Raw genomic sequence first — 12,626 nt, 5'->3', positions numbered from 1 at the left:
GAAGGCGGTGCTTGGGTGGGCTCGGGAGGGCTGGAGCTGCCCCCTGGTGACGAGGGTCACGAGGGGAGCTCCGCAGACGTCCCGCCCGGAACGGTGTCCCTGGCCCGGCCGATGGAGACGAACGCCATCGGACCGGAGCTGGACTGGGACGCCGACGCCTGGCGCGAGGTGCGCACCCGCGCCCAGCGGGCCGGCCGGGCCTACATCTGGCTGAACCTCGTCGAACAGCGGCTGCGCGCCGTGGTGGCCGCCGTGCTGCGGCCCATCTACGAACCCGTCCACGGCGACGAGTGGGTGGTCGCCGCGGCCGGCCCCGCCGGGCAGGAATGGGTCCAGCGCGCGGTCGCCGTCCGCGAGGTCAGCCGTCGCAAGGGCTACCTGCTCGACCCGGCCGACGACAACGTGATCTCCTTCCTCACGCTGCCGCAGCTGCGCGAGCTGATGGTGCAGCACTGGCCGTGCTTCGAGCCGTACCTCGACGACCGCCGGGACGTCGAACTCGCCCTGGACGAGCTGGAGGTGACCCGCAACGTCGTCTCCCGCAACCGGGCGCTGTCCGAGGCGGTGCTCAACCAGGCCGAGCGGGCCTCCGCGCGGCTGCTGGAGATGCTCGGCACCGGCGGCGACGTGCCGTCCGCGCGCCGGCTGCCCGTCGACGCCGTCGAGGACCTCGTCGGTGACCGCTACGCGGACGTGGTCGCCGTCCACTCCGACCGGGTGCGGCTGCTGCGCCAGTTCCCCGCCGAGGACATCTTCGACGGCTCACGCCGTATCGACGCCATCGGCATAGGCCTCAACCTGCTCGTGCAGAACTTCTCCGGCCGCCGCCTGGTCCGCCTCGCCGAGGCCGGCGCCCGGGTCCGGCTGCTCTTCCTCAACCCCGCCTCCAGCGCGGTCAAGCGCCGCGAACGCGAACTCGGGATGAAACGGGGCGAACTGAGCCGCGCGGTGGAGATGAACATCCTCCACATGCGCCGCGTCCGCTCCCGGCTGCGCGATCCGGGCGCCTTCCAGATCCAGGTGTACGACGAGACGCCCCGTTTCACCGCCTACCTCGTGGACGGTGACGGCACCGACGGCATCGCGGTCGTCCAGTCCTATCTGCGGCGCATGCGCGGCATGGAGGCGCCCGTGCTGGTGCTGCGCAACGGCAACCGCGTGGTCAAGTCGGGCGAGCTGGACGAAGGGGGCCTTTTCGCGGCCTACCGCGAGGAGTTCGAACTGGCCTGGGCGGATTCACGACCGGTGTCCTGATTCGTCCCGTACTCGGGCGGCCCCCGCGCTGCCCCGTCGGAGTGGTAAGCGGAACGCGGTCCTCTGATTGTCAGTGGCGCATGCGAAGGTGGAGACCACTGGGGGAAGCACCACCAAGAAGGGGGGCCATCATGGCCTGGTACCGGGAGCTGCTCGTCGGCTTCGACCTGGAGACGACCGGGACGGATCCGCGCGAGGCGCGCATCGTCACAGGCGCCGTGATCGAGGTCAGGGACGGGCAGGTCCTGGGACGCAAGGAGTGGCTCGCGGACCCGGGCGTGGAGATCCCGGCCGACGCGGTCGCGGTGCACGGGATCAGCAATGAGCGGGCCGCCGCCGAGGGCGGCCCCGCCGACCGGGTCGCGGACGCCATCGCCGACGTCCTGACGGGCTACTGGCGCACCGGAGTGCCGGTCGTCGCCTACAACGCGGCCTTCGACCTGACCCTGCTCTCCGCCGAACTGCGCCGCCACGGCCTGCCCTCCCTGCGGGAGCGGCTCGGCGGTCTCGATCCGGCGCCGGTCGTCGACCCGTACACCATCGACCGCTGGGCCGACCGCTACCGCCGCGGCAAGCGCAACCTCGAAGCGGTCTGCGCCGAGTACGGCGTCACCCTCGACTCCGCCCATGACGCCTCCGCCGACGCCCTCGCCGCCGCCCGGCTGGCCTGCGCGATAGCCGCCCGCCATCCGAAGGTCGGCGCCCTCGGTCCGGCGGAGCTGCACCGCCGCCAGATCGAGTGGTACGCCGAGTGGGCGGCGGACTTCCAGAGCTTCCTGCGCCGCAAGGGCGAGGCGGACGCGGTGGTGGACGGCTCCTGGCCGGTGCGGGAGCCGGCGGACAGCCCCACCGTGTAGGGCGTGCTCCGGGCCACGGCTTGGAGGGCGTACTCCGACCCCGTCCTGGAGCGGCGGGTTCAGAAGGAGTACCAGCGCACCGCCTCGTCCCCGTCCCGCAGGGACGCCACCCTGCGCTCGAACTCCTCCAGCGCCCTGGGGTTGGTGGGCGCGTGCTGGGCGACCCAGGCGCAGCTCGCCGTCTCCCGGGCGCCGCGCAGCACCGTGCAGCCCTCCCACTCCCGTACGTCCCAGCCGTAGGCCTTCGTGAAGGAGTCGTAGGCCTCGGCGGGCAGGCCGTAGCGGTCGCGGGACAGGGCCATGACCACCAGGTCGTGCTCCCGCAGATCGGCGGAGACGGTCTCCAGGTCGACCAGGACCGGGCCGTCGGGGCCCACGTGCACATTGCGCGGCAGGGCGTCGCCGTGGATCGGGCCGGGCGGCAGGTGGGGGGTGAGCGCGGCGGCGGCCGCGGCGAAGCCGTCGCGGCGCTCGCGCAGATACGCCGCGTCCGCCGGGTCGATCGCCTCGCCGGCGAGCCGCAGCCAGCGCTCCACCCCGGACAGCAGATCGCGCGGCGGCAGTCCGAAGGAGGGGGTGGGCAGGGCGTGCACCAGGCGCAGGAGTTCGGCCAGATCCCGTGGCTCGGCGGGCCGTACGGGGTCCGGCAGCCGGTGCCACACCGTCACCGGGTGCCCCTCGACCAGCAGGGGTGCCGGTTCGGCCGCCCGCACGGCGGGGACGCCGGCCCCAGCCAGCCAGGCGGCGATGTCCAGCTCGCGCCGGGCGCGGTCCAGGAGCTCGGCGTCCCGGCCCACCTTGACCACCAGGTCACCGGCGGCGAACACTGCGTTCTCCCCCAGGGCGAGGAGCCGCGCGTCGCGTGCCGGACCGGGCAGCACCCCTGCCGCGGCCAGTACGTCCCGCGCCCTTGCCTCGTCCATCGTCCGCCTCCGTGTCGTGTCCGGTTCCGGTCAGTCTCGCATTCGCACAGGTCGGGACGGGGGCGCGGTCCCTTGACGGGACAGCGCGCGGTCACGACCATGAACACGCCAATCGGTCGCGCGAAGGGGATGATTCCGTGACATTGGTGGTGGAGGCCCGGCGGTCACCGCGCCGCACCTCCGATCGCGGCGCGTGGTTCCTCGTCCTGCCCGCCCTGATCCCCATCCTGGTCCTCAGCGTCGGCCCGTTGCTCTACGGGATCCTGCTGGCCTTCACCGACGCCCAGTCGGGCCGCACCGCGCCCACACAGTGGATCGGCGGTCTCAACTTCTCCGACCTGCTGCGGGACACGCTGTTCTGGGAGTCGTTCCGGATCGGCCTGGTGTGGGCGATCGGCGTGACCGTCCCGCAGTTCCTGCTCGCCCTCGGCCTCGCCCTGCTGCTGAACCAGGACTTACGGCTGCGCTGGCTCGCCCGTGCCCTCGCCATCGTCCCCTGGGCGATGCCCGAGGTCGTCGTCGGCGTCATGTGGCGGCTGGTCTACAACCCGGACGCCGGCATCCTCAACGAGACCCTGCGCGACCTCGGCCTGGGCGACGGCCGGGACTGGCTCAGCGGGCTCGCGACCGCCCTGCCCGCGGTGATCGTCGTCGGCGTGTGGGCGGGCATGCCCCAGACCACCGTCACCCTGCTCGCCGGACTGCAGAACACCCCGCGCGAACTCCACGAGGCGGCGGCGGTGGACGGCGCGGGCGCCTGGCGCCGCTTCCGCACGGTCACCTGGCCCGCCCTGCGGCCCGTCGCCCTCGCGATCACCGCCCTCAACCTCATCTGGAACTTCAACTCCTTCGCCCTGGTCTATGTGCTGACCAGCGGCGGCCCCGGCGGCCGCACCCGGCTGCCCATGCTCTTCGCCTACGAAGAGGCCTTCCGCTACGGCCAGTTCGGGTACGCGGCGGCGATGGGCTGTGTGATGGTCGCGGTGATCTCGGTGTTCCTGGCCCTCTTCCTGGTGGGCCGGATCAGGGGAGGTGACACGAGGTGAGGACCCGCCCCACGGCCCGTGCCGGTCAGTACGCGGCCCTGCTCGCCTACCTCGTCTTCCTCGCCCTCCCCTTCCTCTGGCTGCTGTCGATCGCCTTCAAGCCGCCGCGCGAACTGGGCAGCCTGCACCCCACCTGGATCCCGAGGAACCCCACCCTCGCCAACTTCCGCCAGGCCTTCGACGAACAGCCGCTGCTGCAGGCCGCGTTCAACTCCCTGCTCGCCGCGCTGAGCGCCGCCCTGATCGCCGTGTGCGTCGCCACACCGATGGCGTACGTCATGGCCAGGCACCGCACCCGGCTCGCGCGCGCCGCGACCGGCTGGGTGGTGGTCAGCCAGGCCTTCCCGTTCGTGCTGGTGATCATCCCGCTGTTCCTGGTCCTGAAGAACCTGCGGCTGATCGACTCCCTCGCAGGGCTGGTCATGGTCTACGTGGTGTGGGCACTGCCGTTCGCGCTGTGGATGCTCGTCGGATACGTCCGAGCCGTCCCCGTCGAGCTGGAGGAGGCGGCGGCGGTCGACGGTGCCGGGCGGCTGCGGACCCTGGTGTCGGTGACGGCGCCGCTGCTCGCCCCGGGGATCGTGGCGACGGCGCTGTTCGCGTTCATCACCGCGTGGAACGAGTTCTTCTTCGCGCTGGTGCTGCTGAAGACACCGGAGAAACAGACCCTGCCGGTCGTGCTGACCCACTTCATCGGGGCGGAGGGCGTGGCCGATCTCGGGCCGCTGGCCGCCGCCGCGTTCCTCGCCACCCTTCCCTCGCTGGTCGTCTTCGCGCTCATCCAGCGGCGGATCACGGGCGGCATGCTCGCCGGGGCGGTGAAGAGCTGATGCGGACCAGACTGCTGTGCCTGGCCCTGCTGCTGCTCCTCGCGGGCTGCTCCTCGGGCGGCGGCGGGCGCGACGACGCTCCCGTCACCCTCCGCTTCCAGTCCCTGGCCTGGCAGGAGGAGTCCGTCGAGGCCAACAAGGAACTGGTGAAGGAGTGGAACGCCACCCACACCGACGTCAAGGTCGAGTATGTGCAGGGCAGCTGGGACAGCGTCCACGACCAGCTCCTCACCTCCTTCGAGGGCGGCGAGGCACCCGACGTCATCCACGACGCCTCCGACGACCTCGCGGACTTCGCCTACGGCGGCTACCTCGCCGAGCTGACCGGCCTTCTGCCCGCCCGCCTCAAGTCCGACATCCCGCAGCGCAGTTGGGAGACGACGACCTTCGGCGGCGGCGTCTACGGAGTGCCCTTCCTCCAGGAACCACGGGTCCTCGTCGCCAACGCGACCTGGCTGAAGCGGTCCGGCGTACGGATCCCCACCCCCGAACACCCCTGGACCTGGGCCGAGTTCAGGACGATCACCGAGCAGCTGAGCGGCGACGGCAGGTACGGCGTCGCCTGGCCGCTGAAGGATCCCGTCTCCGCCACCCTCAACCTCTCCCTGTCGGCGGGCGGCCGGCTGTTCCACCGCGACGCGGACGGCAGGGTGACCGTCCGCTTCGAGGCCGGCGACGAGGTCGTCCCGCGCACCGTCCACGACCAGGTCGGCACCGACCGCAGCGCCTCGCCCACCACGCTGGGCAGCGGCGGCTCGGACACCCTGCCCGGCTTCTTCGGCGGCAGGTACGCCATGGTCCCGCTCGGCTTCTCCTACCGCCAGCAGATCGCCCAGCAGGCGCCGAAGGGCTTCGACTGGCAGGTGCTGCCCGCACCGGCCGGCGTCGACGGGCTCGCCCAGGGAGTCAGCCCGCAGACGCTGTCCGTGGCCGAGGACAGCCCGCACAAGAAGGAGGCCGTCGCGTTCATCGACTTCCTGCTCCGGCCGAAGAACATGGTGCGCCTCGCGCTCGGCGACTGGATGCTGCCCACCGGCACCGAGGCACTGAAGGACCCCGCCCTGCACACCACCGAGAACGACTGGGCGACCGGCACCGCCCTCGCCGGCCGGCTGCGCCCGGCGCCCGCCCAGTCGGTCCGCGGCTACCCGGAGTGGAAGGACAAGGTGGCCACGCCGGCCTTCCAGGAGTACTACAGCGGCGCCATCGACCTCGACGAACTGCGCACCCGACTCGAGCGGGACGGAAACCTGGTGCTGGCCCGCTACCAGCGCTGACCTGCGACGATCCAATTACGTTGCACGAGACGGTTCGTCTCGCCTACGGTCGACGGCATGACCGATCGCGCCCACATCGCCATGTTCTCCATCGCCGCCCACGGCCATGTGAACCCCAGCCTGGAGGTGATCCGCGAGCTCGTCGCGCGCGGGCACCGGGTCACCTACGCCGTCCCGCCCGTCTTCGCCGAGAAGGTCGCCGCCACCGGCGCCGAGGTCAAGCCGTGGCACTCCACCCTGCCCTCGCCCGACGACGACCCCGCCGCCTGGGGCAGCACCCTCCTCGACCACGTGGAGCGCTTCCTCGCCGACGCGATCCAGGCACTGCCCCAGCTGGCCGAGGCCTACGACGGGGACGAGCCCGACCTCGTCCTGCACGACATCACCGCCTACCCCGCCCGCGTCCTCGCCCACCGCTGGGGCGTCCCCGCCGTCTCCCTCTCGCCCAACCTCGTCGCCTGGGAGGGCTACGACGAGGAGGTCGGCGCACCGCTGTGGGCCGAGCCCAAGCGCACGGAGCGCGGAAAGGCCTACTTCGCCCGTTTCCACGCCTGGCTGGAGGAGAACGGAATCACCCGCCACCACGACGACTTCGTCGGCCGCCCGGACCGCTCCGTCGTGCTGATCCCCCGGGCACTGCAGCCGCACGCCGACCGGGTGGACGGGTCCGTGTACCGCTTCGTCGGCGCCTGTCAGGGCGACCGTGCCGCCGAAGGGGAGTGGACGCGGCCCGCGGACGCCGAGAAGGTCGTCCTCGTGTCGCTGGGGTCGTCCTTCACCAAGCGGCCGGACTTCTACCGGGAGTGCGTGCGCGCCTTCGGCGACCTGCCCGGCTGGCACACGGTGCTCCAGATCGGCAGGCACGTCGGCGCCGACGAGCTGGGCGCCGTACCGGAGAACGTGGACGTGCGTTCCTGGGTGCCGCAGCTGGCGGTCCTGAAGCAGGCCGACCTGTTCGTCACGCACGCCGGCGCGGGCGGCAGCCAGGAGGGGCTGGCCACGGCGACGCCGATGATCGCCGTACCGCAGGCCGTGGACCAGTTCGGCAACGCGGACATGCTGGTGGGGCTCGGGGTGGCCAGGCGACTGGACACGGCGGACGCGACCGCGAAGGCGCTGCGGCAAGCGGCGCTCGCCCTCGTCGACGACCCCGAGGTCGCCCGCCGGCTCAAGGACGTCCGGGCGGAGATGGCCGAGGAGGGCGGTACGCGCCGCGCGGCCGACCTCATCGAGGCTGAACTGCCCGTCCCCCAGCGGTAGTCCGGCCGCCGCTCAGAGGTAGGCCGGGGTGTCGATGCGCGCCTTGTAGACGATCGGGCCGCTCCCCGGTCCGGCCACCGCGCCCGCGAGCGCCCCCTTCAGCAGGCTCCGTCTGTCCATGTGTCGTCCTTCCCCCGTCGGCAACGCGTATGGTCCGCGGGGTCAGATGACACGGGAGGGCCCGTCGGTTCCCCCGGAACCGACGGGCCCTCCGCCGAAGCGGCCGCGATCAGACGGTCAGCCGCTCGTCCTTGTCGTCCTGAGCCGCCGTCGGCGCGATCGCCTCCGAGGACTCGTCGTGGGTCATGTCCGGCAGCCACCGCAGCCACGTCGGCAGGTACCAGTTGCGCTCGCCCAGCAGCGCCATCACCGCGGGGAGCAGCACACCCCGGATGATCGTCGCGTCGATCAGCACCGCGGCCGCCAGGCCCACGCCCATCTGCTTCATGGACTGCATGGACAGCGTCCCGAAGATCGCGAAGACGGCGACCATGATGACGGCGGCGCTGGTCACGACACCGGCCGTGGTGACCACGCCGTGCTGGATGGCCTCGTTCGTGGTGCGGCCCCGCAGCCGTGCCTCACGGATCCGGGAGACCACGAACACGTGGTAGTCCATCGACAGGCCGAACAGGATCACGAAGAGGAACAGCGGCAGCCAGGTGACGATGGCGCCGACGCCCTCCGCGCCCACCAGCGAGGCGCCCCAGCCGTGCTGGAAGACGGCGACGAGGATGCCGTAGGCGGCGCCCACCGACAGCAGGTTGAGCACGATCGAGGTGATCGCCACCGTCAGGGAGCGGAACGACAGCAGCATCAGCAGGAAGGCGAAGACCACGACGAACGCGAACACCGGGACGACCGAGCCGACCAGCTGGTCGTTGAAGTCCTGGTTGCCCGCGACCTGTCCGGTGATCGGCGCCTGCACGCCGTCGACCTTGCCGAGCGTGGCCGGCCGCACCTCGTCGCGCAGCTTGTCCAGGCTCGCGCCCGCCTTGTCCTGGTCGGAGCCGCCGACCAGCGGGACGTAGACGAAGGCGACGTTCTGCGCGTCGTGCAGCTTGATCTCGACCGGGCCGCGCGAGGCACCCGTGCTGACCGCCTGCTCCTTGAAGCGGGCGAGCGCGTCCTTCACCTCGGAGGAGTTGATGTCGTCCGCCTTGACGACGACCGTGGCCGGCTCGGAGCCGCCCGGGAAGGCCTCGTTGACCCGGTTGTACGTCTGCACGATCGGCAGCGAGTCGCCGAACTCCTGGTCCAGCGTGAGGTTCTGCGTCTTCATGCCGACCGCCGGGGCGGCGACGGCGAGCAGCGCGCCGGCCGCGACGACGACGGAGAGCACGGGCTTGGCGAGCACACCCTTGAGGACGGCCGACCAGAACCGGCTGCCGTTGTTCCCGCCGGTGCGCCGCCGCAGGAAGGGGATACGGCCCTTCTCCACCCGCTCGCCGAGCAGCGACAGCAGGGCGGGCAGCACGGTCACCGAGCCGACCATCGCGACCGCCACCACCATCAGCGAGGCCAGGCCCATCGCCTCGAACGTGGCGAGCCCGGTGAACAGCATGCCCGCCATCGCCACGCACACGGTGACACCGGAGACGATCACGGCCCGGCCGCTGGTCGCCGCCGCGATCCTGAGCGCGGTCTCCGCGTCCCGGCCCGCGGCCCGCTCCTCGCGCTCACGGCGCAGGTAGAACAGGCAGTAGTCGACGCCCACGGCGAGACCGACCAACAGCATCACGGAGCTGGCGGTGTCGTCCATCGGCTGGAAGTGGCTGACGATCGCCATCAGACCGGTCGTCGCCATGATCGCGGTGACCGCAAGCGCCACCGGCAGCAGCGCCGCGACCAGCGCACCGAACGCGATCAGCAGAATGCCCAGCGCCACCGGCACCGCCGAGAGCTCGGCCTGCTGGAAGTCGTCGCCGAACGCGTCGTCGAACGTCTTCATCATGCTGGCGCCGCCGATCTCCTCGATCCGCAGCGAGGAGTGGTCCTTCTGTACGCCCTCGACGGCCTCGAGCACCGGCTCGACCCGCTCACCCGCGGTCTCGGACTCGCCGCGCATGTCGAACTGGACGAGCGCGCTGCGGCCGTCCTTGGAGATCGTGTCCGTGTCGTACGGCGAGGTCACGTCGGTGACCTTGCCGGTGCCCTCCACGGCCTTCACGACCGCGGCGACGGCGGACCGGAACTCCGCGTCCGTGGCCTTGAGCGACCCGTCCTTCGCCTGGAGGAGCACGGTCTCCCCGGCCGGCTCCTCGATCCCCGCGTCCTCGACGATCTTCGCGGCGGTGTGGGTCTCGCCCCCCAGCTGGTCGCTCTCCTTGACCTCGACCGTGCCCGCCGCCGAGCCGATCCCCATGGCCAGGACGACGAACAGCACCCAGATGCCGACAGCGGCCCATCGGTGGCGTGCGCTCCAGCCGCCGGCCCGGGCTGCAAGGCCCCGTACCCGCGTATTTCCGTTTGCCATGACGGGCCTGCCCCCTCGTGAGCGGTGGCAGCCCCCTGCCGCCACCTTTCGATTCGAAGGTATGCGCCGGATAAGGGCATCTCGTCGTGCTGCCCGGTGAAGTGCGGGCCGACCGGGTCCTCCCCTCGGACCGGGCCGGCCTCACCGCAGGGGAGGAGGTGGGCCCTTACATCTATCTTGTGATCTAGGGGGCGGGACCCAGGGTTCGGCTCCTAGGGTGGGCGCATGACGACGACGTACGCGGCCCTGCTGCGCGGCATCAACGTGGGCGGCGCCAAGAAGGTCCCGATGGCTGACCTCCGCACCCTCCTGCAGCGGCTCGACTACGGCGACGTACGCACCTACCTCCAGAGCGGCCAGGCCGTCTTCTCCTGTGCCCACGGCGACGAGGAGAGCCTCGCCGCCGAGCTGGCCGGGGCGATCGAGGAGCACTTCGGTTTCGGGGTGGACGTGATCGTGCGCGACCACGCGTATCTGAAGAGGGTCGCGGAGGCCTGTCCGTTCCCGGCCGCCGAACTCGAGGCCAAGCAACTGCACGTCACCTACTTCTCCGCGCCGGTCGAGGCCGAGCGCTACGCGGAGATCGACCGCGCCGCCCACCTCCCCGAGGAGTTCCGCCTCGGCGACCGCGCCCTGTACCTGTACACCCCGGAGGGCCTCGGCCGCTCCAAGCTGGCCGAGACGCTGTCCCGGCCCCGCCTGAACAAGGGGCTCGTCGCCACGACCAGGAACTGGAACACGGTCGTGAAACTCGTCGAGATGACGGAGTCCTGATCATCCCCCCGATCATTTGACGAGCTGTCCGTACAACCGCGGTCGTGGGTGTGCGAGGCTCGGAGGATGCGCTACATCATCATCGGGGCAGGGGCGGTCGGCGGCACCGTCGGCGGCCGGCTGGCGGAGGCCGGGCAGGACGTCGTCCTGGTCGCGCGGGGCGCGCACGCGGCGGCGCTGCGGGAGGACGGGCTGCGGCTCAGGGTGCCGGAGGGCGAGCTGACGCACCGGCTGCCCGTGGTGGCCGGACCGGCGGAGCTCGGCGTGCTGCGCGCCGACGACGTCCTCGTCCTCGCCGTGAAGACGCAGGACAGCGAGGCGGCGCTGCACACCTGGGGCCCGGCCTCGGTCGAGGGCGGCGGCACGGCCGCCGAGCGGCTGCCGCTGGTCTGCGCGCAGAACGGCGTCGAGAGCCAGCGCCTGGCCCTGCGCCGCTTCCGGCACGTCTACGGCGTCTGCGTCTGGCTGCCCTCCACCCACGTCGAACCCGGCGTGGTCTCCGCCGCCGGCGCCCCGCTCACCGGCATCCTCCACCTCGGCCGGTACCCGCACGGCACCGACGACACGGCCCGCCAGATGGCCGCCGATCTGGAGAAGGCGCACTTCGAGGCACCGGTCGTCGAGGACGTGGCCCGCTGGCAGTACGCCAAGCTGCTGTCCAACCTGGGCAACGCGCTGGAGGCGGTGAGCGGGCCGGCCGACGACCCGGAGGCCCAGGCGCTGTTCGCGCGGGTGCGGGCGGAGGGCGCGGCCGTGCTCGACGCGGCCGGGATCGCCCACGTCAGCCCCGAGGAACAGCGTGCGGTGCGCGGCGACAAGGTCACCCTGATGCCCCTGGACGGCGTCCCGCGCGGCGGCGGCTCCTCCTGGCAGTCCCTGAGCCGGGGCGCCGGCACCATCGAGGCCGACTACCTCAACGGCGAGATCGCCCTCCTCGGCCGACTCCACGGCGTCCCGACCCCGCTGAACGAACTGCTGCAACGACTGGCGAACGAGTTCGCCCGGGAGCGCCGGGAGCCCGCTTCCCTGCCGGTGGCCGAGCTGACGCGCCTGGCCGACGAGGCGGTGGCCCGAGCGGACCGGTGAAGGCGCGGTGATCATTCAGCGCGCGGGGGCACGGACCCTTCAGGCCCCGACCGGTGAAGGCGCGGTGATCATTCAGCGCGCGCGGGGGCACTGAGCCGTCAGGCCCCGACCGCCGTCAGCGCCGGCCGCCGTGCCGCGTCGTACCGCTCCAGCAGGACCCGCGCCACCTCCGGCGCCGGGCCCAGCACATCGGCCAGGACGTCCGCCTCCGCCGCGCCCCGCGCGATGCGGTCCGGCAGGAAGCCGGGGGCCAGGACGTACGGCGCGACCGCGACCCGGGCGCAGCCCAGCTCGCGCAGCTCGCGCACCGCGTCCTCGGTGCGCGGCAGGGATGCGGAGGCGAACGCAGGCCGCACGGCGCACCAACCGGTGTGCCGCCACTCCCGCGCGATTGCTGCGATCACTGCGATCGCCTCCGGGTCCGTGGACCCCGCCGAGGCCAGCACGACCCCGGTCGAGGACTTGTCGGCGGCGCTCAGGCCGGCCTCGTGCAACCGCCGTTCCAGCGCCGACAGCAGGAGCGGGGACGGGCCCAGCACCTCCGCCTGGCGGATCCGCAGCTGCGGCGGCGCGTCCCGCAGGACCGCCGGGATGTCCGCCTTCGCATGGAAGGCGCGGGTCAGCAGCAGCGGCAGGGCGATGACGTCACGGACGCCCTCCGCCGCCAGTGACTCCAGCACCCCCGCAACGGAGGGGATGTTGAAGTCGAGGAAACCGGTCTCCACGCGCAGCCCGGGCCGCAGCGACCGCACCCGCCGTACGAGGGCGTGGACGGTCGCCGCGTGCCGCGGATCGCGGCTGCCGTGGGCGATGACGAGAAGAACCGGTTCCCTGTGCATACGC

General features: G+C 72.2%; 11 protein-coding genes and 1 pseudogene. 8 read left to right on the top strand and 4 right to left on the bottom strand.

Annotated features, from left to right (window positions below; all coding sequences use genetic code 11):
* Window positions 1–15 precede the first annotated feature (15 nt).
* Both ACIRF9_RS11415 and ACIRF9_RS11410 read left to right on the top strand, forming a co-directional pair.
* Window positions 16–1,254: an SAV2148 family HEPN domain-containing protein gene (locus ACIRF9_RS11415; RefSeq protein ID WP_403819307.1), complete on the top strand. Its 1,239-nt coding sequence runs from the start codon at window positions 16–18 to the stop codon at window positions 1,252–1,254.
* Between the two features lie 131 nt (window positions 1,255–1,385).
* Window positions 1,386–2,111: a 3'-5' exonuclease gene (locus ACIRF9_RS11410; RefSeq protein WP_403819305.1), complete on the top strand. Its 726-nt coding sequence runs from the start codon at window positions 1,386–1,388 to the stop codon at window positions 2,109–2,111.
* Window positions 2,112–2,170: 59 nt separating this feature from the next.
* Here ACIRF9_RS11410 and ACIRF9_RS11405 read toward each other — a convergent pair whose 3' ends face one another.
* A complete protein-coding gene (locus ACIRF9_RS11405) occupies window positions 2,171–3,034 on the bottom strand; it encodes a phosphotransferase enzyme family protein (protein ID WP_403819303.1) in 864 nt (287 codons plus the stop codon).
* 137 nt (window positions 3,035–3,171) lie between these two features.
* Between ACIRF9_RS11405 and ACIRF9_RS11400 the strand changes: the two genes are divergently transcribed.
* The 4 genes and pseudogenes from ACIRF9_RS11400 (at window position 3,172) to mgt (ending at window position 7,447) form a co-directional block, all read left to right on the top strand.
* Window positions 3,172–4,080 (top strand): carbohydrate ABC transporter permease, encoded by a 909-nt coding sequence (locus tag ACIRF9_RS11400; RefSeq protein ID WP_403819301.1) that lies wholly within the window; start codon window positions 3,172–3,174, stop codon window positions 4,078–4,080.
* The gene (locus tag ACIRF9_RS11395) at window positions 4,077–4,910 is read left to right on the top strand and encodes a carbohydrate ABC transporter permease (protein WP_403819300.1); all 834 of its coding nucleotides are present in this window, start codon (window positions 4,077–4,079) and stop codon (window positions 4,908–4,910) included. Before ACIRF9_RS11400 ends, ACIRF9_RS11395 begins: the two co-directional genes overlap by 4 nt.
* Window positions 4,910–6,187 carry an ABC transporter substrate-binding protein gene (locus tag ACIRF9_RS11390; protein WP_403819298.1) on the top strand — a complete coding sequence of 426 codons (1,278 nt, stop codon included), beginning with the start codon at window positions 4,910–4,912 and terminating at the stop codon, window positions 6,185–6,187. Before ACIRF9_RS11395 ends, ACIRF9_RS11390 begins: the two co-directional genes overlap by 1 nt.
* A 14-nt stretch (window positions 6,188–6,201) precedes the next feature.
* A pseudogene (gene mgt / locus ACIRF9_RS11385) lies at window positions 6,202–7,447 on the top strand (macrolide-inactivating glycosyltransferase).
* Window positions 7,448–7,459: 12 nt separating this feature from the next.
* Here the strand turns inward: mgt and ACIRF9_RS11380 are convergent.
* Together ACIRF9_RS11380 and ACIRF9_RS11375 are read right to left on the bottom strand one after the other, a co-directional pair.
* Window positions 7,460–7,567, bottom strand: coding sequence for a twin-arginine translocation signal domain-containing protein (locus ACIRF9_RS11380; protein ID WP_403819296.1), 108 nt, complete (start codon window positions 7,565–7,567; stop codon window positions 7,460–7,462).
* Window positions 7,568–7,676: 109 nt separating this feature from the next.
* The gene (locus ACIRF9_RS11375) at window positions 7,677–9,923 is read right to left on the bottom strand and encodes an MMPL family transporter (protein WP_403819294.1); all 2,247 of its coding nucleotides are present in this window, start codon (window positions 9,921–9,923) and stop codon (window positions 7,677–7,679) included.
* A 225-nt stretch (window positions 9,924–10,148) separates the two neighbouring features.
* Here ACIRF9_RS11375 and ACIRF9_RS11370 point away from each other — a divergent pair, with 225 nt between their 5' ends.
* Window positions 10,149–10,697 (top strand): DUF1697 domain-containing protein, encoded by a 549-nt coding sequence (locus tag ACIRF9_RS11370; protein WP_403819293.1) that lies wholly within the window; start codon window positions 10,149–10,151, stop codon window positions 10,695–10,697.
* Window positions 10,698–10,763: 66 nt separating this feature from the next.
* Window positions 10,764–11,783: a ketopantoate reductase family protein gene (locus tag ACIRF9_RS11365; RefSeq protein WP_403819291.1), complete on the top strand. Its 1,020-nt coding sequence runs from the start codon at window positions 10,764–10,766 to the stop codon at window positions 11,781–11,783.
* A 98-nt stretch (window positions 11,784–11,881) separates the two neighbouring features.
* Here ACIRF9_RS11365 and ACIRF9_RS11360 read toward each other — a convergent pair whose 3' ends face one another.
* The gene (locus tag ACIRF9_RS11360) at window positions 11,882–12,622 is read right to left on the bottom strand and encodes a sirohydrochlorin chelatase (RefSeq protein ID WP_403819289.1); all 741 of its coding nucleotides are present in this window, start codon (window positions 12,620–12,622) and stop codon (window positions 11,882–11,884) included.
* Window positions 12,623–12,626 lie beyond the last annotated feature (4 nt).

Source organism: Streptomyces sp. NPDC096132 (genome assembly GCF_044763345.1).
Classification (GTDB): Bacteria; Actinomycetota; Actinomycetes; order Streptomycetales; family Streptomycetaceae; genus Streptomyces.
This window is presented reverse-complemented; position numbering and strand designations above follow the sequence as displayed.

What these genes read in the sequence shown, in the direction of transcription:
- ACIRF9_RS11360 (WP_403819289.1), bottom strand. Translation starts at nt 12,622, where the DNA reads ATGCACAGGGAACCGGTTCTTCTCGTCATCGCCCACGGCAGCCGCGAT.
- ACIRF9_RS11380 (WP_403819296.1), bottom strand. Translation starts at nt 7,567, where the DNA reads ATGGACAGACGGAGCCTGCTGAAGGGGGCGCTCGCGGGCGCGGTGGCC.
- ACIRF9_RS11365 (WP_403819291.1), top strand. Translation starts at nt 10,764, where the DNA reads ATGCGCTACATCATCATCGGGGCAGGGGCGGTCGGCGGCACCGTCGGC.
- ACIRF9_RS11370 (WP_403819293.1), top strand. Translation starts at nt 10,149, where the DNA reads ATGACGACGACGTACGCGGCCCTGCTGCGCGGCATCAACGTGGGCGGC.
- ACIRF9_RS11390 (WP_403819298.1), top strand. Translation starts at nt 4,910, where the DNA reads ATGCGGACCAGACTGCTGTGCCTGGCCCTGCTGCTGCTCCTCGCGGGC.
- ACIRF9_RS11375 (WP_403819294.1), bottom strand. Translation starts at nt 9,923, where the DNA reads ATGGCAAACGGAAATACGCGGGTACGGGGCCTTGCAGCCCGGGCCGGC.
- ACIRF9_RS11405 (WP_403819303.1), bottom strand. Translation starts at nt 3,034, where the DNA reads ATGGACGAGGCAAGGGCGCGGGACGTACTGGCCGCGGCAGGGGTGCTG.
- ACIRF9_RS11410 (WP_403819305.1), top strand. Translation starts at nt 1,386, where the DNA reads ATGGCCTGGTACCGGGAGCTGCTCGTCGGCTTCGACCTGGAGACGACC.